17 protein-coding genes and 1 riboswitch are annotated in these 20,348 nt (G+C 66.6%); of the genes, 9 read left to right on the top strand and 8 right to left on the bottom strand.

Annotation, left to right across the window (positions count from 1 at the left end):
- The first annotated feature begins 61 nt into the window (after positions 1 to 61).
- Positions 62 to 787, top strand: coding sequence for an NYN domain-containing protein (locus IB261_RS03445; protein ID WP_192381471.1), 726 nt, complete (start codon positions 62 to 64; stop codon positions 785 to 787).
- An 11-nt stretch (positions 788 to 798) separates the two neighbouring features.
- On the opposite strand, the gene IB261_RS03440 is transcribed toward IB261_RS03445, so the two are convergent.
- The 4 genes from IB261_RS03440 to cbiE form a co-directional block, all read right to left on the bottom strand.
- A complete protein-coding gene (locus IB261_RS03440) occupies positions 799 to 1,422 on the bottom strand; it encodes a glutathione S-transferase family protein (protein WP_081517097.1) in 624 nt (207 codons plus the stop codon).
- Between the two features lie 135 nt (positions 1,423 to 1,557).
- Positions 1,558 to 2,286, bottom strand: a complete 729-nt coding sequence (locus tag IB261_RS03435) for a cobalt-precorrin-6A reductase (RefSeq protein WP_192381470.1) — start codon at positions 2,284 to 2,286, stop codon at positions 1,558 to 1,560.
- Positions 2,283 to 3,380 (bottom strand): cobalt-precorrin-5B (C(1))-methyltransferase, encoded by a 1,098-nt coding sequence (locus tag IB261_RS03430; protein WP_192381469.1) that lies wholly within the window; start codon positions 3,378 to 3,380, stop codon positions 2,283 to 2,285. The genes IB261_RS03435 and IB261_RS03430 overlap by 4 nt, the downstream gene beginning before the upstream one ends.
- 2 nt (positions 3,381 to 3,382) lie before the next feature.
- Positions 3,383 to 4,594 carry a precorrin-6y C5,15-methyltransferase (decarboxylating) subunit CbiE gene (gene cbiE / locus IB261_RS03425; RefSeq protein ID WP_192381468.1) on the bottom strand — a complete coding sequence of 404 codons (1,212 nt, stop codon included), beginning with the start codon at positions 4,592 to 4,594 and terminating at the stop codon, positions 3,383 to 3,385.
- Between the two features lie 67 nt (positions 4,595 to 4,661).
- Positions 4,662 to 4,902: riboswitch (cobalamin riboswitch) on the top strand.
- 78 nt (positions 4,903 to 4,980) lie between these two features.
- Here cbiE and cobG point away from each other — a divergent pair.
- From cobG to IB261_RS03390, 7 genes are all read left to right on the top strand, one after another.
- Complete coding sequence (gene cobG / locus IB261_RS03420; RefSeq protein ID WP_412548377.1) at positions 4,981 to 6,336, top strand: precorrin-3B synthase; 1,356 nt, start codon at positions 4,981 to 4,983, stop codon at positions 6,334 to 6,336.
- Positions 6,329 to 6,955, top strand: coding sequence for a precorrin-8X methylmutase (locus tag IB261_RS03415; protein ID WP_192381466.1), 627 nt, complete (start codon positions 6,329 to 6,331; stop codon positions 6,953 to 6,955). Before cobG ends, IB261_RS03415 begins: the two co-directional genes overlap by 8 nt.
- Positions 6,955 to 7,695, top strand: coding sequence for a precorrin-2 C(20)-methyltransferase (locus tag IB261_RS03410; protein WP_081517091.1), 741 nt, complete (start codon positions 6,955 to 6,957; stop codon positions 7,693 to 7,695). Before IB261_RS03415 ends, IB261_RS03410 begins: the two co-directional genes overlap by 1 nt.
- Positions 7,695 to 9,344 carry a precorrin-3B C(17)-methyltransferase gene (gene cobJ, locus IB261_RS03405; protein ID WP_192381465.1) on the top strand — a complete coding sequence of 550 codons (1,650 nt, stop codon included), beginning with the start codon at positions 7,695 to 7,697 and terminating at the stop codon, positions 9,342 to 9,344. Before IB261_RS03410 ends, cobJ begins: the two co-directional genes overlap by 1 nt.
- Before the next feature lie 273 nt (positions 9,345 to 9,617).
- Positions 9,618 to 10,115, top strand: coding sequence for a sigma-70 family RNA polymerase sigma factor (locus IB261_RS03400; protein WP_192381464.1), 498 nt, complete (start codon positions 9,618 to 9,620; stop codon positions 10,113 to 10,115).
- Positions 10,112 to 11,086 (top strand): FecR domain-containing protein, encoded by a 975-nt coding sequence (locus tag IB261_RS03395; RefSeq protein WP_318653040.1) that lies wholly within the window; start codon positions 10,112 to 10,114, stop codon positions 11,084 to 11,086. The genes IB261_RS03400 and IB261_RS03395 overlap by 4 nt, the downstream gene beginning before the upstream one ends.
- A 177-nt stretch (positions 11,087 to 11,263) precedes the next feature.
- Positions 11,264 to 13,708 (top strand): TonB-dependent siderophore receptor, encoded by a 2,445-nt coding sequence (locus IB261_RS03390; RefSeq protein WP_192381463.1) that lies wholly within the window; start codon positions 11,264 to 11,266, stop codon positions 13,706 to 13,708.
- A gap of 661 nt (positions 13,709 to 14,369) precedes the next feature.
- Here the strand turns inward: IB261_RS03390 and IB261_RS03385 are convergent.
- From IB261_RS03385 to IB261_RS03375, 3 genes are all read right to left on the bottom strand, one after another.
- Positions 14,370 to 14,558, bottom strand: a complete 189-nt coding sequence (locus tag IB261_RS03385) for a hypothetical protein (RefSeq protein ID WP_081517087.1) — start codon at positions 14,556 to 14,558, stop codon at positions 14,370 to 14,372.
- Positions 14,559 to 14,733: 175 nt separating this feature from the next.
- Positions 14,734 to 15,234 carry a single-stranded DNA-binding protein gene (gene ssb, locus IB261_RS03380; protein ID WP_081517086.1) on the bottom strand — a complete coding sequence of 167 codons (501 nt, stop codon included), beginning with the start codon at positions 15,232 to 15,234 and terminating at the stop codon, positions 14,734 to 14,736.
- An 18-nt stretch (positions 15,235 to 15,252) separates the two neighbouring features.
- Positions 15,253 to 16,641, bottom strand: coding sequence for an MFS transporter (locus tag IB261_RS03375; protein ID WP_151189264.1), 1,389 nt, complete (start codon positions 16,639 to 16,641; stop codon positions 15,253 to 15,255).
- A gap of 213 nt (positions 16,642 to 16,854) precedes the next feature.
- On the opposite strand from IB261_RS03375, the gene uvrA reads away from it, so the two are divergent.
- Positions 16,855 to 19,689, top strand: coding sequence for an excinuclease ABC subunit UvrA (gene uvrA, locus IB261_RS03370; protein WP_081517084.1), 2,835 nt, complete (start codon positions 16,855 to 16,857; stop codon positions 19,687 to 19,689).
- 119 nt (positions 19,690 to 19,808) lie between these two features.
- On the opposite strand, the gene bfr is transcribed toward uvrA, so the two are convergent.
- Positions 19,809 to 20,273, bottom strand: coding sequence for a bacterioferritin (bfr, locus tag IB261_RS03365; RefSeq protein ID WP_192381462.1), 465 nt, complete (start codon positions 20,271 to 20,273; stop codon positions 19,809 to 19,811).
- Positions 20,274 to 20,348 lie beyond the last annotated feature (75 nt).

The raw sequence follows: 20,348 nt of genomic DNA, 5'->3' as shown, positions 1-20,348 counted from the left end.
GCCGTCCCCCTCATCCCGGACGCGCCGAACCCTTGGGCGTTTTGCTTTCAGAGGACCGGGAATGTCGACTGCGATCCTTGTGGACGGAGCCTATTTCATCAAGCGCTTCCGGCAGATCGAGCCGGATAACGCCTATGACGCAGAGCGGGCCGCCGACCTGGTTCACCGCTGGGCAACAGCGCACCTCGTACCGTCGATGCGCCCTGCGCAGAACGGCGTGCCTCGCACAGACACCCTGCCCCGCCGAGAGCTGTATCGGATTTTTTTCTACGACTGCCCGCCCCTGTTGCTCAAGCATCACAACCCAATCAGCAAATTGGCCATCGACTTCTCAAGGTCGCGGGAGGCCACTTTCCGAGTCGAGTTGCACAACCAACTGCGAAGCAAGCGAAAGCTCGCCCTGCGCCTGGGTCATCTTTCCAAGGACGTCCGCTGGACGATCAAGCCAGACAGGATTGCTCAACTGCTGCGTGGGCAGTTGCAGATCTCCGACCTCACCCCCGACGACGTGCGCATAGACACCAAACAGAAAGGCGTCGATATGCGTATCGGCATTGATGTCGCTTCACTGGCCTTCAAACAGCACGTCGATCAAATCGTCCTGTTCGCCGGCGACGCCGACTTCGTTCCGGCTGCCAAGATGGCGCGCCGCGAGGGCATCGACTTCATCCTCGACCCGATGTGGCAATCCATCCCTGACGGGCTCATGGAGCACATCGACGGATTGCGCTCCACATGTCCGAAGCCTGCGCCTCGCCGGACCGCCTTCTCCGGTGCTACAACCTGATCCAACAGCCCTCAAGGCTCGCCATTGCGCCCATGCAACAGGAACCCCGGCCGCTCGCTCAATCGCTCGTAGTAGGCCGCCACCGCGGGTAGATCGGGGCGCTGCATGGGCGTCAGGTACCAGCGGTTCACCGACAGGCCGAGCACGACATCGGCGAGGCTGAAACAGGCGCCGGTGACGAATGCTCCCGTATGCGCCAACTGGCGGTCCAGCAGGACCATGCCGTGGTTCCACTGCGCCTCGCTCAGGGCGATGGAGGATTCGTCGGTATGGCTCGGACTGTTGCGCACCCGAGCCATGAACACATAGCGCCAGGCGTTGTTCAGCTCGGTGGCCTGCCAGCCCATCCACTGTTCCACCAGGGCTCGCTCGCGCGGCCGGGTCGGCAGCAACTCGTCGAGCGGGTACTGGGTAGCGAGGTAGCTGCAGATGGCGTTGGATTCCCAGAGCACGAAGTCGCCGTCGACCAGAACCGGCACCATGGCGTTGGGGTTGAGTGCGATGAACTCCGCCGAGGCGGTGGAGCGGAAGCCCGTGCCCCAGTCTTCGCGTTCATAGGGCAGGTTCAGTTCGGCGCAGGTCCAGAGCACCTTGCGCACGTTGATCGATGAGGCGCGGCCGAGGATTCGCAGCATGGTGTCACTCCCTGTGAAAACCGGGGCCCAGCATAGAGGCTGGCGGGGCGGCGGAGAAGCGCGGTCTTGACGCAACCGCGAGCTTGCCCGCGAATCGCTACGAAGCTGTGAACGCCCGCAGCGCAGGACGTTCCGTCAATCGGCTGCGAGGGGCTCCAGCGCCAGCCAGAGCGCCTCGACACTGCCGAACTGCCGGTCCACTTCCGGCAGTTCCGGCCGCGCCAGGATCAGCACCGGCACACCGCGCTCGCGGGCGACCTGCAGCTTCGGTTCGGTGGCCTGGCTGCCACTGTTCTTGCTGACCAGTACGTCGGTGCCAAGACGGGTGAACAACTCACGCTCGCCCTCGAGGGTGAACGGCCCCCGCGCGCCGAGCACTTCGGCGCGCGCGTTGCCGGGCAGGCTTTGCAGGCAACGCACGGTCCAGTGTTGATGCTCAGGAATTTCCTCAAGGTGCTCCAGCGGCTCGCGGCCCATCGTGAAAAGCGGGCGGCGAAAATCCTCCAGCACCGAGATCAGTGCCGACCAGCCGGCCACCTCGCGCCAGTCGTCAGCGGCGCCCGCCTGCCAACCGGGGCGACGCAGCGCCCAGCAGGGCACGCCAGCCAGTTGCGCGGCGCGGGCGGCATTTTCACTGATCTGCGCGGCGTAGGGATGGGTAGCGTCGAGCAGCAGGTCGAAACCACGTTCGCGGATGAAGTCCGCCAGGCCTTCGGCGCCGCCGTAACCACCCACCCGCACCTCACAGGCGAGGTCGTCCGGCACCTTGCCGAGGCCGGCGAGGCTGTACAGGTGCCGAGGCCCAAGACGGCGCGCAATGGCCAGCGCCTCGCCAATACCGCCCAGCAGGAGAACCCGTTTCATCGCACCTCCAGCGCCTCGCCCACCAGGTTGCCCTGACGGTCGATGGCGAAGACTTCCAGCGTCACTTCCAGGGGCACGATGCGCCGGGCAAAGGCCAGCGCGCGTGCGCAGACGGCATCACCGAGGGCGATGCCCTCGGCGCGGCACAGGGCCAGCGCCTGCTGGCTGGTGTTGGCCTCACGCATGCGTTGTTGCAGGTCCGCCGTCGCGCCGATTTCCGCCGCCCACTCGGCCAGTTGTGGCAGGTCGATGCTGGAATGACGGCTGTGCAGGTCCATGTGGCCGGCGGCGAGCTTGCTGATCTTGCCGAAGCCGCCGCAGACGCTGAAGCGCTCCACCGGCACCTTGCGCAGGTGCTTGAGCGCGGCGCCGACGAAGTCGCCCATCTCGATCAGCGCGGTGTCGTCGAAGCCGTAGCGACGGCGCATGGCGTCCTCGCTGGCATTGCCGGTGCAGGCGGCGAGATGGCGGAAGCCGTTGGCGCGGGCGACGTCGATGCCCTGCTGGATCGAGGCGATATACGCCGAGCAGGAAAACGGACGGACGATGCCGGTGGTGCCGAGGATCGACAGGCCACCGAGGATGCCCAGGCGTGGGTTCATGGTCTTGAGCGCCAGCTCGGCGCCGCCCTCGATGTTGATCGTGACGTCGAAGCCCCCGGCGTAGCCGCACTCTGCCGCCAGCGCAGCGAGGTTGCCCTGCATCATCTGCCGCGGCACCAGGTTGATCGCCGGCTCGCCCACCGCCAGCACCAGCCCCGGCTTGGTGACGGTGCCCACGCCTTCTCCTGCGTGGAAGCGCACGCCCGGTTCGGCAGTCAGAACGACACGGGCGAAAACCAGCGCGCCGTGGGTCACGTCCGGGTCGTCGCCGGCATCCTTCAGCGTGCCGGCTTCGGCGCCGTTGGCAGTGAGCCGGCAGAACTCCAGGCGCAGGGTCGCGCTGCGCTCTTTGGGCAGGGCGATCTGCGCCGCATCCAGCGCCTCACCGGTCAGCAGCAGGCGCGCCGCCGCCAGGCTGGTGGCGGTGGCGCAGCTGCCGGTGGTGTAGCCACTGCGCAGCGGACGGGGCTCTTCGGAAGTTTCTTCGCGCATCGTCAGTCGGCCAGGGGCTTGCGCACTTCCAGCAGGGTGATCGGCAACGCCGCGCGCCAGGTATCGAAACCGCCGAGCGGCTGGGCCTGGGAAACCGACAGGCGAGTCAGCTCGCCGCCGATGCGCGCGCGCCAGCTCAGCAACATGGACTCGCTCTGCAGGGTGACAGCGTTGGCGACCAGCCGGCCGCCGGGCCTGAGTTGCTCCCAGCATTGCTCGAACACGCCGGGCAGGGTTACGCCGCCGCCGATGAAGATCGCGTCGGGGCGCTCCAGCCCCTGCAAAGCTTCCGGCGCGGCGCCGCAGACAAGTTGCAGCGCCGGCACGCCGAGGGCGTCGCGGTTGAAGCGAATATGTTCCTGGCGTCCGCCATTGGCTTCGATGGCCAGCGTGCGGCAGCTTGGATGCGCGCGCATCCACTCGATGCCGATGGAGCCACAGCCGGCACCGACATCCCAGAGCAGCTCGCCGGGCTTCGGCGCCAGCCGTGCCAGGGTCACGGCACGCACGTCACGCTTGGTCAGCTGGCCGTCATGGCGGTAGGCATCGTCCGGCAGGCCGACGGTCAGCGGCAGACGCACCGCGTCGAAACCGGCTACGCACTGCACAGCCACCAGGTTGAGCGCAGCGGTCTCGCTCGGCGACCAGTCGCTGGCAAGCCCGTCGATGCGTAGCTCCAACTCGCCGCCCAGGTGCTCCAGCACGCTGAGGCGACTCGCGCCGAAACCCCGTTCGCGCAGCAGCGCAGCAATGGCCGCCGGGCTGTCACCATCGTTGCTGAGGATCAACAGCTTCGCGCCGTCGTGGATCTGCGCGTTGAGTGCCGCCAATGGGCGCGCCACCAGCGACAGCAGCGTGCAGTCCTGTAACGCCCAGCCCATCCGTGCGGCGGCGAGCGAGGCGGAAGACGGCGCGGAAAGCACGAGCATTTCCTCGGACGGAATCTGACGGGCAAGGCTCGCGCCGACGCCAAACAGCATCGGGTCACCGCTGGCCAGCACACAGGTCGGCTCGCCGCGCCGGCGCAGCACCGGCTCCAGGCTGAACGGGCTCGGCCAGGCCTGACGACGGGCGCCCAGGCAATGCGGCAGCAACTCCAGCTGGCGTGGCGCGCCAATCACTTCGCTGGCCGCGAGCAGCGCGCGGCGCGCGGCCTTGCCGAGGCCGGCATAGCCGTCCTCGCCGATGCCGACGATGGTCAGCCAGGGCGTCATGAAATGTCCTCGAAGGTGCGACGATCGATCCGACGGGCAGGCTTTTCCTGACCTCGGGCAAAGCAGGCATAATACCCGCTTCGTCGGTGCTCGTAGGACGCTTCGCCTTTTGCGGTGAGGTTTCTCAGAGCCGAAGAGGGAACACGGTTAAGCCGTGGCTGCCCCCGCAACTGTAAGCAGCGAGTCCGCGCAATGCGGCGACACGAGAACGACGTTCCGTGCCGCCGGCCAGGCCACTGGGCAACCGGGAAGGCCGCGCTGGATGAGGACCTGCCAGCCAGGAGACCTGCCGACGAAACCAGTCGCGCGTGCAGACATCGAGCGGGGTGTATCGGTGTCGTGAAGTCCCCTTTGGGGGATTCGCAGGTCACCGCGACCCAGCCCTGGTGACCTCAGTGCAAGACTCCTCAGCTCTGCCCGTCCGTCCGCATGCCTGTCCCGGCCTGCTGCGTATCGTGGCCTCCCGCGATGGCGGCATCTGCCGCATCAAGCTGCCCTGTGGGCAACTCGACGCCAGCGCCGCACGCGCCATCGCGATGGCTGCCGAACGGCATGCCGACGGCGTGCTGGAAGCGACCAACCGCGCCAACCTGCAGATTCGCGGCGTGCATGCCGGTGCCGAAAATGCGCTGAGCCGGGAACTGCTGGCCGCCGGCCTCGGCCCGCGTGAGCTGGCCTCGGACGACGTGCGCAACCTGCTGGTCAGCCCGGCAATGGGCCTGGGCACCGGCAGCGCTTTCGATGCGGGCCCGCTGGCCCGCCAGCTGCTCGACCTGCTGGAGCGCACCCCGCGCTTCCACGACCTGTCACCCAAGTTCGGCATCCAGCTGGACGCCGGCGAAGCGCTGGCGATGCTGGAGCACCCCAACGACCTCTGGCTGTCGGCCCTGTCCGACGATGCGGCGCCGCTGTTCGCCTTCGGCCTGGCCGGTTGCCCGCCGCAGCGCGAGAGCGATCGCCCGGCCCTCGCCGCCGTGTCCGCCGGGCAGGTACCGCAGTTGGTGGAAGCCCTGCTGCATCTGTTCCTCGACCTCGCCGGCGACGGCCAGACCCGCATGCGCCACCTGCGCGAGATGCTCCGCGATGAAGTGCTGCTGGAACGCCTGCAGCAACGCCTGCCGTTCGCGCTGCAGCTCGGGCCGGCTGTGGATAACTGGCGACGTCCTGCACCGCAGGCCTTCGGCCACCTCGGGATTCAGCCCCTGCGCCAGCCGGAACGCACCATGGTCGGTGCGGGATTCGTCCTCGGACGACTCGACAGCACCACCCTGTTCGGCCTCGCGGACCTTGCCGAGCGCTTCAGCGGCGGACAGCTGCGTCTGACGCCCTGGCAAAGTTTGATCTTCCCTGACGTGGCACAAACCGATGCCGCCGTCGTACTCGGCGCGCTGGCCAACCTCGGCCTGGTGATCGACGCCGCACAGCCGCTCTCGCGCCTGGTCGCTTGCAGCGGCTCCAGCGGTTGCGCCCGCGGGCTGGCCGACACCAAGGCCGATGCCCTGCGTCTGGCCGAACGCCTGCGCCGCGCATCGCCGGCCGGCGTGCACCTGTGTGGCTGCCCGCGCTCCTGCGCCGCCGCCCACGTCGCCCCCTACACCCTGCTGGCCGTCGCCGACGGCCGCTATGACCTGTTCCGTCGCGCCGATGGCGTGGCCGGCTTCGGCCAGCCATTGGCGCGCAACCTTTCCCTCGATGCCGCCGGCGACCTGCTGGCCGCACCCGGAGCCCTCACCGATGCTTGATTACATTCGCGACGGCCAGGCGATCTACCGCCAGTCCTTCGCCACTATTCGCGCCGAAGCCGATCTGTCCGGCATCCCCGCGGACCTCGAGAAACTCGCCGTGCGGGTGATCCACGCCTGCGGCATGGTCGACGTCGTGCAGGATCTGCACTTCTCCGCCGGCGCCGGGGCCATCGGCCGTGCGGCGCTGGCCGCTGGCGCGCCGATCCTCTGTGATGCGCGGATGGTCGCCGAGGGCATCACCCGCGCGCGCCTGCCGGCACACAACGAGGTGATCTGCACCCTCAATGATCCGGACGTCCCGGAGCTCGCCCGCGAGCTGGGCAACACCCGTTCGGCGGTGGCGCTGGAGCACTGGCGCGAGCACCTGGAAGGCAGCGTGGTGGTGATCGGCAACGCGCCGACCGCGCTCTTCTACCTGCTGGAAATGCTCGATGCCGGCGCACCGAAACCGGCGCTGATCCTCGGCTTCCCGGTGGGCTTCGTCGGCGCCATGGAATCCAAGGACGCCCTCGCCGCCGACAGCCGTGGCGTGCCCTATGTGATTGTCCGAGGCCGCCGTGGCGGCAGCGCGATGGCCGCCGCCGCAGTGAACGCCCTGGCCACGGAGGTGGAGTGATGACCGGCCGCCTGATCGGCCTGGGCGTCGGCCCGGGCGACCCGGAACTGCTGACCCTCAAGGCCCTGCGCCTGCTGCGTGCGTCCCCGGTGATCGGCTACTTCGTAGCCAAGGCCAAGCACCACGCCGGCCAGGGCGGCAACGCCTTCGCCATCATCGAGCAGCACCTGCTCGATGAGCAGCAACGCCTGCCGCTGGTCTACCCGGTGACCACCGAGAAGCTGGAGCCACCGCTGACCTACGAAGGCGTGATCAGCGACTTCTATGACACCGCCGCCGAGCAGGTGGCGATGCACCTGGATGCCGGCCGCGACGTGGCGGTGATCTGCGAGGGCGACCCGTTCTTCTACGGTTCCTACATGTACCTGCATGACCGTCTTTCGGAACGGTATGACACCGAAGTCGTACCCGGCGTCTGCTCGATGCTCGGCAGCGCGGCGGTGCTCGGCGTGCCGCTGGTGTATCGCAACCAGAGCCTGTCGGTGCTGTCCGGCGTGCTGCCGGAGGACGAGCTCAAGCGTCGCCTGGCCGACGCCGATGCGGCGGTGGTGATGAAGCTCGGCCGCAACTTCGACAAGGTCCGTCGCGTGCTGCGCGAGCTGGGCCGTGACGGCGGCGCCCACTACGTCGAGCGCGCGACCATGCGCGAGCAGCGCATCGTCGCGCTGGACGACGTGGACCCGATGGCTTCGCCGTACTTCTCGATGATCGTCATCCCCGGCCAGCGGTGGAACGGCTGATGCGCGCTGCCATCGTCATTCTCGGCCAGGGCGCACTGGCCACGGCGCGACGCCTGCAGGGGATTTATCCACAGGCGCGCGTGCTGGGCCTGAAGGACCGCGTCGAAGGCGCCGATGAGTCCTACGCAAACTTCGGCGATACCCTGCGCCAGCTGTACCGCGACGACACCCCGATCATCGCCCTGTGCGCGGCCGGCATCGTCATTCGCACCCTCGCGGCACTGCTGGTCGAGAAAGGTGCGGAGCCGCCGGTTCTGGCCGTCGCCGAAGACGGCAGCGCCGTGGTACCGCTGCTCGGCGGGCTCGGCGGGGTGAACCGCATGGCCCGCGAGATGGCCGCCGCACTGGAAGTGGCGCCCGCCATCACCACCAGCGGCGAGCTGCGTTTCGGTGCCTGCCTGCTCGACCCGCCACCGGGCTATGCGCTGGCGGATATCGAACAGGGCAAGCGCTTCGTCTCCGACCTGCTGGGCGGCGACACCCTGCGCATCGAGGGCGACGCGCCCTGGCTGGAGGAACTGGACCTGCCGCTGGCCGACGACGCCGCGCATACCCTGCGCATCGACGTCCGCGCCGAGGGCATCGCACAGAACGAGCTGCGTATCCATCCGCGCCTCGTCCTCGCCCACGTCACCCTGGTGGATTCGCAGCTGCCCGAGCGCATCCGCCAGGGCCTGGCACAGGCCGGGCTGGCGGAAGCATCGCTGGCCGCGCTGGTAGCGCCGCGCTGCCGCATGGCCGACCCGGCGCTGGCCGAGGCCGCTGGCGAGCTGGGTGTGCCACTGCGGTTCATCCACAGCGACGATGAGTTGCCGCCGGCTGTGTTGCAGGGTGACTCCTTCCACCTGCACCGCGCCGCCGCGCCAGCTGAAGCCCTAGGCATTGGTCAGCCGCGCGGGCGACTCAGCGTGATCGGTCTGGGCCCCGGCGCCAGCGACTTCATGATTCCCGCCGTACGTCGCGCGCTGGACGAAGCCCAGGACCTGCTCGGCTACGAAACCTACGTGAAGATGGCCGAGCCGTTGCGCGACGACCAGGTGCGCCACTGCACCGACAACCGCGAGGAAATGCAGCGCGCCCGTCATGCCTTCGAACTGGCCGCCAGCGGCCGGCGCGTGGTGGTGATTTCCTCCGGCGACCCCGGCGTGTTCGCCATGGCCGCCGCCGTGATGGAAGCCCTGCACGAGAGCAGCGACCCGCATTGGCATGGTGTGGAGCTGGAGGTGCTGCCGGGGGTGTCCGCCGCGCTGGCGGCTGCCGCCAAGGCCGGTGCGCCGCTGGGGCATGATTTCTGTCTGATTTCCCTGTCGGACAACCTCAAGCCCTGGGACACCATCGAGAAGCGTCTCGACCATGCCGGAGCCGCCGACCTGGCCATGGCCTTCTACAACCCGATCTCCAGGGCCAGGCCCTGGCAACTGGGACGCGCGCTGGAAATCGTCCGCCGCCACCGCCTGCCGGAAACCCTGGTAGTGCTCGGCCGTGACATCGGCCGCCCGGCGGAGGCCCTGCGCGTCGTCACCCTCGGCGAGCTGGTGCCGGAAATGGTCGACATGCGCACGCTGGTAATCATCGGCTCCTCCCTGACCCGGCGCTTCCCCCGTGCCGGCGGTGGCGACTGGGTGTATACGCCGCGTTGGTACCACTGACAGTCCTAACGCACACAGCGAAATCTCCCGTTGGCGTCCGCGTAGGATGGCGTGGAGCGAAGCGATACCCATCGATGGCCTGGCAGCCAGGCTGATGGGTATCGCTTCGCTCCACCCATCCTACGAACTGCGTAGACCTGTAGGAACGCCCCACGGGCGTGATCGCGGGCATGGCCCGCTCCTACAGGAAACACCGGAGCCTCAGACACATCTTGCAAATGGCCATCGCCTTGTTGAAAATGCGATAAATTATCATTTGCAACCTTCACGCCCATGTCCTCGACCCTCGACGTCCAGTCGCTCTACAGCGACCATCACGGCTGGCTGCACAACTGGCTTCGCGGCCGGCTGGGCAACGCCGCCGATGCCGCCGATCTGGCCCAGGACACTTTCCTGCGCGTATTGCTCAGGCCCGAGCGCGTCGAACTGCATACCCCGCGCGCCTTCCTGCGCACCGTCGCCCGCGGTCTGGTGATCGACCACTGGCGTCGCCAGGAGCTGGAGCGCGCCTACCTCGACTCCATCGCCCATCTGCCGGAAGCGCAGGTGCCGTCGGCAGAAGACCGGCACACCATCCTCCAGCTGCTGGAGAACATCGCCCGCCTGCTCGACGGCCTCAAGCCGAAGGTGCGCAGCGCTTTCCTGCTGGCCCAGTGCGAGGGCATGCCCCACGCGCGGATCGCCGAAGAGCTGGGCGTCTCGGTACGCTCGGTGGAGCGCTACATCGCCGAAGCGCTGTTCCACTGCTACCAGTTGCGGTACGCCGAGTGAGCGGCGCCAGCGCCACGCCCGATCCGCGGGTGGTGAAGCAGGCCATCCAGTGGACCCTGCGCCTGAGCGGCAATGCCGATCCTGAGTTGCTCAGCGCCTGCGAGCACTGGCGCCAGGCCAGCCCCGAACACGAAACCGCCTGGCTGCGGGTGCAGGCGCTGAACAGCGAACTGGTCGCCGGCTACCAGGCCGTGCCTGGCGCTCGCGTGGCGCTGGAGACACTGGAAAACACCAGCCAGCGCCTGCAGCGGCGCCAGGCGCTCAAGCTGCTCTCGACCTTCGCCATCGGCGCCTCCGCGCTGTGGCTGGCGCGCGACGTCGCGCCCTGGCAACGCTGGATGGCCGACTACAGCACCACCACCGGCGAGCGCCGGCGCTTCACCCTGGCCGATGGCAGCCTGCTGCAACTGAACACCGACAGCGCAGTGAACGTGCGCTTCGATCCGCGCCAGCGCCTGCTGGTGCTGGAGCGCGGCGAGATTCTCGTCAGCACCGCGAAGGACGCCGCGCGCCCATTGCGGGTGCGCAATCGCGACGGCCTGTTCGAGGCCCTGGGCACCCGCTTCGTGCTGCGCCAGGACGAGCGCTCCACGCGCCTGAGTGTCGAGGAAGGTTCGGTGGCCATCGCCCCGCGCGTACGCGGCCAGACCACCACCATCGCCGAAGCCGGGCAGTCCTACGAGATCAATGGCGACAGCGCGCTGCTGGCCGAACGCAGCAACATGGACAGCGCCGCCTGGGCCGACGGCCTGATCGTCACCCGCGACATGCGCCTGGCGGACTTCCTCGCCGAGATCGGCCGCTACCGTCACGGGCATCTGCATTGCGATTCCAGCGTGGCCGACCTGCGACTGTCCGGCGTATTCCGCCTGGACGACACCGACAAGCTGCTGGCCCTGTTGCCGCAGACCCTGCCGGTGCGGGTGGAGAAACGCACGGACTGGTGGGTGACGGTGAGCGCGCGGGGCTGACGGTCAATTGCATCTGTAGGGGCACCCTATGGGCGCGATCGCGGACGTGGCTCGTTCCTGCAAGTCAGCGCCAAACAGTTTTATTTCTCAAACGAGAATTATTTTTGTCGGGTTTCGCCGACCGGATCGGCAAGGAGGAATAACCCGATCATTTCCTTCGTCCACGGAAGCCCCAGCATGCCAGCCGTCCACCTCCCGATGCCCTCCTCCGCCCTGCCCCGCGCCAGCCGGCTGGCCCATGCCGTGCGCGGCGCGCTGCTGTGCGCCAGCCTGGGAGCCAGCCTGCCGCTGAGCGCCTTCGCCGCAGACGCTTCCGCCATCACCAGCAGTCGCGCCTACGCGATTCCGGCCGGACCGCTGGACGAGGTGCTGAACAGCTTCGCCCGCGAAGCCGGCATCACTCTGTCGGCCACGCCGGAGCAGACCCGCGGCCTGAACTCAGCCGGGCTGAACGGGACCTACTCGGTGGATCAGGGCTTGTCGCGCCTGCTGGCCGACACTCCGCTGGAAGCCGCCGACCAGGGCGACGGCAACTACGTGCTGCGCGCCGCCGCGCCGAGCGACGTGCTGGCCATGCCGTCCAGCGAAGTGTTCGCCCTCGGCAACGCGCTGGGCGAGGAAGACGGCTACCTGGCGACCCACAGCCAGATCGCCACCAAGACCTCCAAGTCCCTGCTGGAAACCAGCCAGAGCGTCTCGGTGATCACCCGCGAGCAGATCGACGACACCGCCTCCAAGACCGTACAGCAGGCGATCCGCTACACCCCCGGCATCTTCACCGGCCAGGTCGGCGCCTCGAACCGCTATGACTACATCGTCATGCGCGGCTTCGCCGACAACAGCGTGGACAACATCTACCTCGACGGCCTGAAGGCCATGGGCGACAGCGGCACCTTCAGCTCGATGCAGATCGATCCGTACTTCCTCGAACGCATCGACGTGCTAAAGGGCCCCTCCTCGGTGCTCTACGGCCGCAGCCTGCCCGGCGGCCTGGTGGCGCTGACCAGCAAAAAGCCGCTGTACGAGGACTACCACCAGATTACCGGCACCGTGGGCAACATGGGCCAGAAGGAAATGGGCTTCGACTTCAGCGGCCCGCTGGATGAGGAGAAGCGCATCGCCTACCGCCTGGTCGGCCTGGGCAAGGGTTCGGACACCCAGTTCGACCACGTCAAGGAGGAGCGCTACGCCATCGCCCCGACCCTGGCCATCGACTTCACCGACGACACCACCCTGACCCTGCAGGGTTACCTGCAGCACGACCCGAACGGCGGCTACCACGGCGGTGTGCCGGCGGACGGCGCGCTGTTCCACCACAACGGCCAGAAGATCTCCCGCGAGTTCTTCGACGGCGAGCCGAGCAAGGACGACTTCGACCGTACGCAGCGCATGTTCGGCTACCAGCTGGAACACCGTTTCGACGACGTGTGGACCGCGCGGCAGAACTTCCGCTACCTGGATTCCGACGTCGATCTCTCGCAGGTCTACGCCTACGGCTGGACAGCGCCGGACGAGAACACCCTGAACCGCTACTTCTCCAGCGCCCGCGAGCACCTGCAGGCGTATATCGTGGATAACATGGCGCAGGCCGAGTTCAGCACTGGCGCGGCCAAGCACACCCTGCTGATGGGGTTGGACTACCAGCGCCGCCGCACCACCGTGGACTGGCGCTCCGGCTCGGCGCAGCCGCTGGACGCGTTCGACCCGCACTATGGCAACGACGCCATCAGCTACTACCCGGACGACAACCACACCCGTCGCCTGGAGCAGACCGGCGTCTACCTGCAGGACCTGATCGACATCGACAACTGGCGCTTCTCCCTGGGCATGCGCGAGGACTGGGTGACGGTCGAGGACAAGAACCGCAGCAGCGGCAGCAAGGCCGACGACGACTGGAAGAAATTCACCGGCCGCATCGGCGCGCTGTACCTGTTCGACAACGGCATCGCTCCGTACATCAGCTACTCCGAGTCGTTCAACCCCAACGCTTACTCCGACCAGTCCGGCACGCCGCTGGAACCGACCGAGGGCAAGCAGTGGGAAGCCGGCCTGAAATTCCAGCCCGAGGGCAGCCGCAGCCTGTACACCGCGTCGATCTTCCACATCACCCAGGAAAACGTCGCGTCGAAGGAGCCGCAGGACAACTTCTACACCTCCGTGGGTGAAGTGCGCTCCCAGGGCCTGGAGCTGGAGGCCCACACCCAGGTCACCGACAACCTCAAGGTACTCGGCAGCTACACCTACACCGACATCACCTACACGAAATCGCTGGACGGCAACCAGGGCCATACCCCGAACCAGGCGCCCAAGCACATGGCCTCGCTGTGGGCCGACTACGGCTTCAACGCCGGCCCGCTGGACGGCCTGACCCTCGGCGGCGGCGCCCGCTACGTCGGCGAGACCTGGGCGGACAAGGAAAACACCCTGCGTGTACCGGACTACACCCTGGTGGATGCGCGCATCGGCTACGACCTGTCCCGCGTCGGCCTGAAGGGCCTGGACGTCAGCCTCAACGCCAACAACCTGCTGGACAAGGACTACGTGGCGTCCTGCTACAGCCTGGACTTCTGCTACTTCGGCGAGAAGCGCAACGTCACCGCGACGGTGAACTACCAGTTCTGATCGAGTGCGCCCGGTTCATCGAACGGCTGCTCTTTCGTAGGAGCATTTTCGCGGTGTACGAGTCTGGAGGCGGAGATTTCTTCGACAAGTACCGCCCCTGAGGCGGCACGGTGCAGATAGAATCCGACGCACCTTACGACACCGGCTGGAAGAAGCACTTGAAAGGGATATCTGTACTCTTGGCAGCCCTGCTGCTATCAGGCTGCACCGTATTCGTCAGAACCGAATCGGTACCCCACGAAACCGCTAGGCCGGCGCCGGCTGATCGAGTCCTGGCCTATCAGGAGCAGAAGGAGACTTATGTCCCGCTCGTTGTCACCCGCGACGCGGGCTTCATGGGAGGCGGCTGTTACATCGGTGTGGTGATCGAAGGCACACTCGTGGCCAGGTTGGACCCGGGCGAAACCGCAACCTTCTACGCGCCACCTGGGGACACCAATATGGGCGCGGTGCCTGATCCCCAGGCTCGCGGACTCTGCGCAATGGGCTGGGACCCAGTCCCAGAACACTACGTCCTTAAAGTTGACCGTCCCAATCTCTTCCGGATAAGTCTTGGCGCGTATCGCCGGCCCCGTCTGGTGCCGGCGGTCTTTTAATCGCAGATTCTCCACACACAACCAATTACCCCGTGGCGCGGCCGTCGCCACGGGGCTTTCATGTTCTAGAACTCCGCCGCGTGGCGGTAGCGCGCCTCCAGCTCCAGGGAGGCGCGATAGGCTTGCGCCTCGCCTTCGGTGTGGAAGATCCCGACCAGCTGGCCTTCCTGGTGCACATCCCAGCAACGCCCACCGTGGGCGCGGAACTCGCGGGATTTATGGTCGTCGTCACGCTCGGTCACTGTAATGCTCATGTCTTTTCTTCTCCGGTTTTGCCGTACATCAAGGCAATGCCAGAATCATTTAATTAGCTAGCTAATTAAATACTCGCTTCCGAGAAAGACCGTTGCAGAGATTCGCCAAAACGAGCGTTCCAGAAACGCAAAAGCGCAGCTCGAAGGCTGCGCTCTTGGTGACGATCCGTTCGGGTTAGAACGGAATGTCGTCGTCGAAGCTGTCGTAGTCCGGAGCCGGTTGCGGCGCGGGCTGGGACTGTTGCTGCGGCGCAGGGCGCTGGGCCTGCTGCGGACGCTGCTGTTGCGGCTCACGGGGAGCGCGCGGAGCGTCGTCACCACCAGCGCCCGGACGGCCGCCCAGCAGCTGCATGTTGCCGTTGATGTCGACCACGATTTCGGTGGTGTACTTGTCCTGGCCGTCCTGACCCTGCCACTTGCGGGTACGCAGGCTGCCTTCGACGTAGATCTGCGAACCCTTGCGCACGTACTCGGCGACGATTTCCGCCAGGCGACCGAAGAACACCACGCGGTGCCACTCGGTACGCTCCTGCTGCTGGCCGGTCTGCTTGTCCTTCCAGCTCTCGCTGGTGGCCAGGGTGACGTTGGTCACCGCGTTGCCGTTGGGCATGTAGCGGGTTTCCGGATCGCCACCAACGTTACCGACCAGAATGACTTTGTTAACCCCACGGGCCATGACGCTCTCCTAAAGGCTTCAGCACGTCGCCTGCTCGGCGCCGGCGAGGCGCTCGAGGGACGTGCGATCAACTTGTTGGGAATCCACTTTGACATAAGCGGCCGCTTCTTCAGCGACCACCATCACATCGCTCACACCGGGCAATGCCTTGAAACGCTCAGCCAACGAAGCATCGCGCAGCGCCTCAGCGGAAAGAGGCAGGCGAATACTCGTTACATAAGGCGGTTCGCGCATGGTAACAGCAATCGCCAGCCAGATGGCAGCCAGCACCGCGCAGCCGATGAACACCCCGTCGAGCCCGCCGTGCTGGAACATCCAGCCGCCCAGGATGCCGCCCACGGCGGCACCGAGGAACTGGCTGGTGGAGTACACGCCCATCGCTGTGCCCTTGCCGCCGGCGGGCGAAACCTTGCTCACCAGCGAAGGCAGCGAGGCCTCCAGCAGGTTGAACGCGGTGAAGTAGACGATGATGCCGAACACCAGTTCCTTGAGGCTGTTGCCGAATTCCCAGAAGAACAGTTCGCAGAGCATCAGGGTCGCCACGGCACCGGTCAGCACGCGTTTCATCTGACGCTTCTTCTCGGCGTAGATGATGAACGGGACCATGCCGAAGAAGCCCACCAGCAGTGCGGTCAGGTAGACCCACCAGTGTTCTTCCTTGGGCAGCCCGGCGCGTTCCACCAGCGCCAGCGGCAACGCAACGAAGCTGGCCATGAGGATGGCGTGCAGGACCAGGATGCCGGCGTCCAGGCGCAGCAGTTCGCCGTTCTTCAGGGTCGGCAGCAGCGACTGCTTGGCCACGCTCGACTCGCGGTGCTGCATGCGGTGGTCGGGGGTCGGCACGAAGAACAGGATGATCAGCATGCCCACCAACGCCATGCCAGCGGTGAACCAGAACAGGCCGTGCAGGCCGAACCAGTGGGTCAGTACCGGGCCTGCGACCATCGCCACGGCGAAGGATACGCCGATGCTCATGCCGATCATCGCCATGGCCTTGGTGCGGTGCTGCTCGCGGGTGAGGTCGGAGAGCATCGCCATCACCGCCGCGGAGATCGCCCCGGCGCCCTGCAGGACGCGACCGGCGATGATGCCCCAGATGGAATCGGCGTTGGCCGCCAGCGCGGCGCCGGCGGCGAACACCAGCAGGCCGACGACGATGATCGGCCTGCGGCCGATGCGGTCAGACAGGGTGCCCAGCGGAATCTGCAGGATCGCCTGGGTCAGGCCGTAGGCGCCGATGGCCAGGCCGATCAGTGCCGGGGTGGCGCCGGCCAGGTCCTGACCGTAGGTGGCGAGCACCGGCAGGACCATGAACATGCCGAGCATGCGGAACGCGAAGACCAGGGACAGGCCGGCGGCCGCGCGGGTTTCGGTGCCACTCATGCGCTCAGTGTGGGAATCGTGCATAAGCCCCTCATGAAAAGACAAAAAACGGGAATGCGCTGGATTGCCCCCGTGGCATCGCGTCATCCGGGCCTTGCAGGGCCGGTTGTCGCCAACGCCGAAAAATAGCCGCGCATTCTACCAGCCCAACGGTCCAAGGGCACACACGCGCTACTTTGCCGCGTGCCGGAAACGCCCCGTATAATCGATAGTTTTCGCCCGCCATGCGAGGCCGCAGTGGACAAGATCCTCATCCGTGGGGCACGTACCCACAACCTGAAGAACATCGACCTGACCCTGCCGCGCGACAAGCTGATCGTGATCACCGGCCTGTCCGGTTCCGGCAAATCTTCCCTGGCCTTCGACACGCTCTACGCCGAAGGCCAGCGCCGCTACGTGGAATCCCTGTCGGCCTATGCCCGGCAGTTCCTCTCGATGATGGAAAAGCCCGACGTCGACACCATCGAAGGCCTGTCGCCGGCGATTTCCATCGAGCAGAAATCCACCTCCCACAACCCGCGTTCCACCGTGGGCACCATCACCGAGATCTACGACTACCTGCGCCTGCTCTATGCACGCGTGGGTATTCCGCGCTGCCCGGACCACGACATCCCGCTGGAAGCGCAGACCGTCAGCCAGATGGTCGACCAGGTGCTGGCGCTGCCCGAAGGCCGCAAGCTGATGCTGCTGGCTCCGGTGATCCGCGAGCGCAAGGGCGAGCACCTGGCGGTGTTCGAGGAGATGCGCGCCCAGGGCTTCGTCCGTGCCCGCGTCGACGGCAAGCTCTACGAACTGGATGAAGTGCCCAAGCTGGACAAGAAGCTCAAGCACTCCATCGACATCGTGGTCGACCGCTTCAAGGTGCGTGGCGACCTGCAGCAGCGCCTGGCGGAGTCCTTCGAGACGGCGATCAACCTGGCAGATGGCATCGCGCTCGTGGCACCGATGGATGACGAAGAAGGCGAAGAGATGATCTTCTCCGCCCGCTTCGCCTGCCCGATCTGCGGCCATTCCATCAGCGAGCTGGAACCCAAGCTGTTCTCCTTCAACAACCCGGCCGGTGCCTGCCCGACCTGCGATGGCCTGGGCGTGAAGCAGTTCTTCGACGCGCGCCGGGTGGTCAACGGCGAGCTGACCCTGGCCGAGGGCGCGATCCGCGGCTGGGACCGGCGCAACGTCTACTACTTCCAGATGCTCGGCTCGCTGGCCGGGCACTTCGGCTTCAGCCTGGAAGAACCGTTCCAGGACCTCGACCCGGACCACCAGAAATTTATCCTCAACGGCTCGGGCCGCGAGAATGTCGAGTTCCGCTACCTCAACGACCGTGGCGACATCGTCAAACGCGCCCACCCGTTCGAGGGCATCCTGCCGAACCTGGAGCGCCGCTACCGCGAGACCGAGTCGGCCACCGTGCGCGAGGAGCTGGCCAAGTTCCTCAGCACCCAGCCCTGCCCGGACTGCCACGGCACCCGCCTGCGCCGCGAGGCGCGTCACGTCTGGGTGGGCGACAAGACCCTGCCGGCGATCACCTCGATGCCGGTGGGCACCGCCTGTGAGTACGCCGAGAGCCTGACCCTGACCGGCCGCCGCGGCGAGATCGCCTCGAAGATCCTCAAGGAGATTCGCGAGCGCCTGCAGTTCCTGGTCAACGTCGGCCTCGACTACCTGACCCTGGACCGCAGCGCCGACACCCTGTCCGGCGGCGAGGCCCAGCGCATCCGCCTGGCCAGCCAGATCGGCGCCGGCCTGGTGGGCGTCATGTACATCCTCGACGAGCCTTCCATCGGCCTGCACCAGCGTGACAACGAGCGCCTGCTGGGCACCCTCACCCACCTGCGCAACCTGGGCAACACGGTGATCGTGGTCGAGCACGACGAGGACGCCATCCGCCTCGCCGACTATGTCGTCGACATCGGCCCCGGCGCCGGTGTGCACGGCGGACAGATCGTCGCCGAGGGCACACCGCAACAGGTCATGGACCATCCGGACTCGGTCACCGGCGCCTACCTGTCCGGCCGCACCAAGATCGTCGTGCCCGCCGAGCGCACTCCGCGCAACAAGAAGCAATTGCTCAAGCTCAAGGGCGCGCGCGGCAACAACCTGCAGAACGTCAACCTGGAAATCCCGGTCGGCCTGTTCACCTGTATCACCGGCGTGTCCGGCTCGGGCAAGTCGACGCTGATCAACAACACCCTGTTCCCGATCACCGCCACCGCGCTCAACGGCGCCACCACGCTGGAGGTCGCGCCCTACGATTCGTTCGACGGCCTGCAGCACCTGGACAAGGTGGTGGACATCGACCAGAGCCCGATCGGCCGCACCCCGCGCTCCAACCCGGCGACCTACACCGGGCTGTTCACGCCGATCCGCGAGTTGTTCGCCGGCGTGCCGGAAGCCCGCTCGCGCGGCTACGGTCCGGGGCGTTTCTCGTTCAACGTCAAGGGAGGCCGCTGCGAGGCTTGCCAGGGCGACGGCGTGATCAAGGTGGAAATGCACTTCCTGCCGGACATCTACGTCCCCTGCGACGTCTGCAAGGGCAAGCGCTACAACCGCGAGACCCTGGAAGTCCGCTACAAGGGCAAGAGCATCACCGAAGTGCTGGACATGACCATCGAGGACGCCCGAGCGTTCTTCGACGCCGTGCCGGCCATCGCCCGCAAGCTGCAGACACTGATGGACGTCGGCCTGTCGTACATCAAGCTCGGCCAGAGCGCGACCACGCTGTCCGGTGGTGAGGCGCAACGGGTGAAGCTGTCCCGCGAGCTGTCCAAGCGCGATACCGGCAAGACCCTGTACATCCTCGACGAGCCGACCACCGGCCTGCACTTCGCGGATATCCAGCAACTGCTCGACGTGCTGCACCGCCTGCGCGACCACGGCAACACCGTGGTGGTGATCGAGCACAACCTGGATGTGATCAAGACCGCCGACTGGCTGGTCGACCTCGGTCCCGAGGGCGGCTCCAAGGGCGGCCAGATCATCGCCACCGGCACACCGGAGCAGGTCGCGGAGCTGGCGGTGTCGCACACCGGGCACTTCCTCAAGCCACTGCTGGAGCGCGATCGGGCCTGATCCGCACCGGCATGAAAAAGCCCCTGCTGCCGAACGGCGCAGGGGCTTTTCTTTGGGCTATTGCAGGAGCAGGCCATGCCCACGATCAGCGCGCCTCGCGCGCTCCTGCAAGATGCACATCAGACCTGCGACTGCAGATAGTTCTCCAGGCCCATCTTCTGGATCAGACCGAGCTGCTGCTCCAGCCAGTAGGCGTGGTCTTCCTCGGTATCGGTCAGCTGCACGCGCAGGATGTCGCGGGTAACGAAGTCCTTGTGCTTCTCGCACAGGGCGATGCCCTTGGCCAGGGCGGCGCGTACGTGACGCTCCAGCTTGAGGTCGGCTTCCAGCATCTCCGGCACGGTCTTGCCCGGGTGGATGTCGTCCGGGCGCATGCGCGGAGTGCCTTCGAGCAGCAGGATGCGACGCAGCAGGGCGTCGGCGTGCTGGGTTTCCTCTTCCATTTCATGGTTGAGGCGCTCGTAGAGCTTGGTGAAGCCCCAGTCCTCGTACATGCGCGAATGGATGAAGTACTGGTCGCGAGCGGCCAGCTCACCGGTCAGCAGCGTGTTGAGATAATCGATAACCTCGGCATGGCCTTGCATCAGCCTTCTCCCTGGGACGTGACAGCGAATTAAACGGCGCTATGGTCGCGACTGGCCATGACCGGGGTCAAGTCC

The organism is Pseudomonas sp. PDM20 (assembly GCF_014852575.3).
Classification (GTDB): domain Bacteria; phylum Pseudomonadota; class Gammaproteobacteria; order Pseudomonadales; family Pseudomonadaceae; genus Pseudomonas.
Note: the sequence above shows the minus strand (reverse complement) of the source record. Positions and strands in the feature narration are given on the sequence as shown.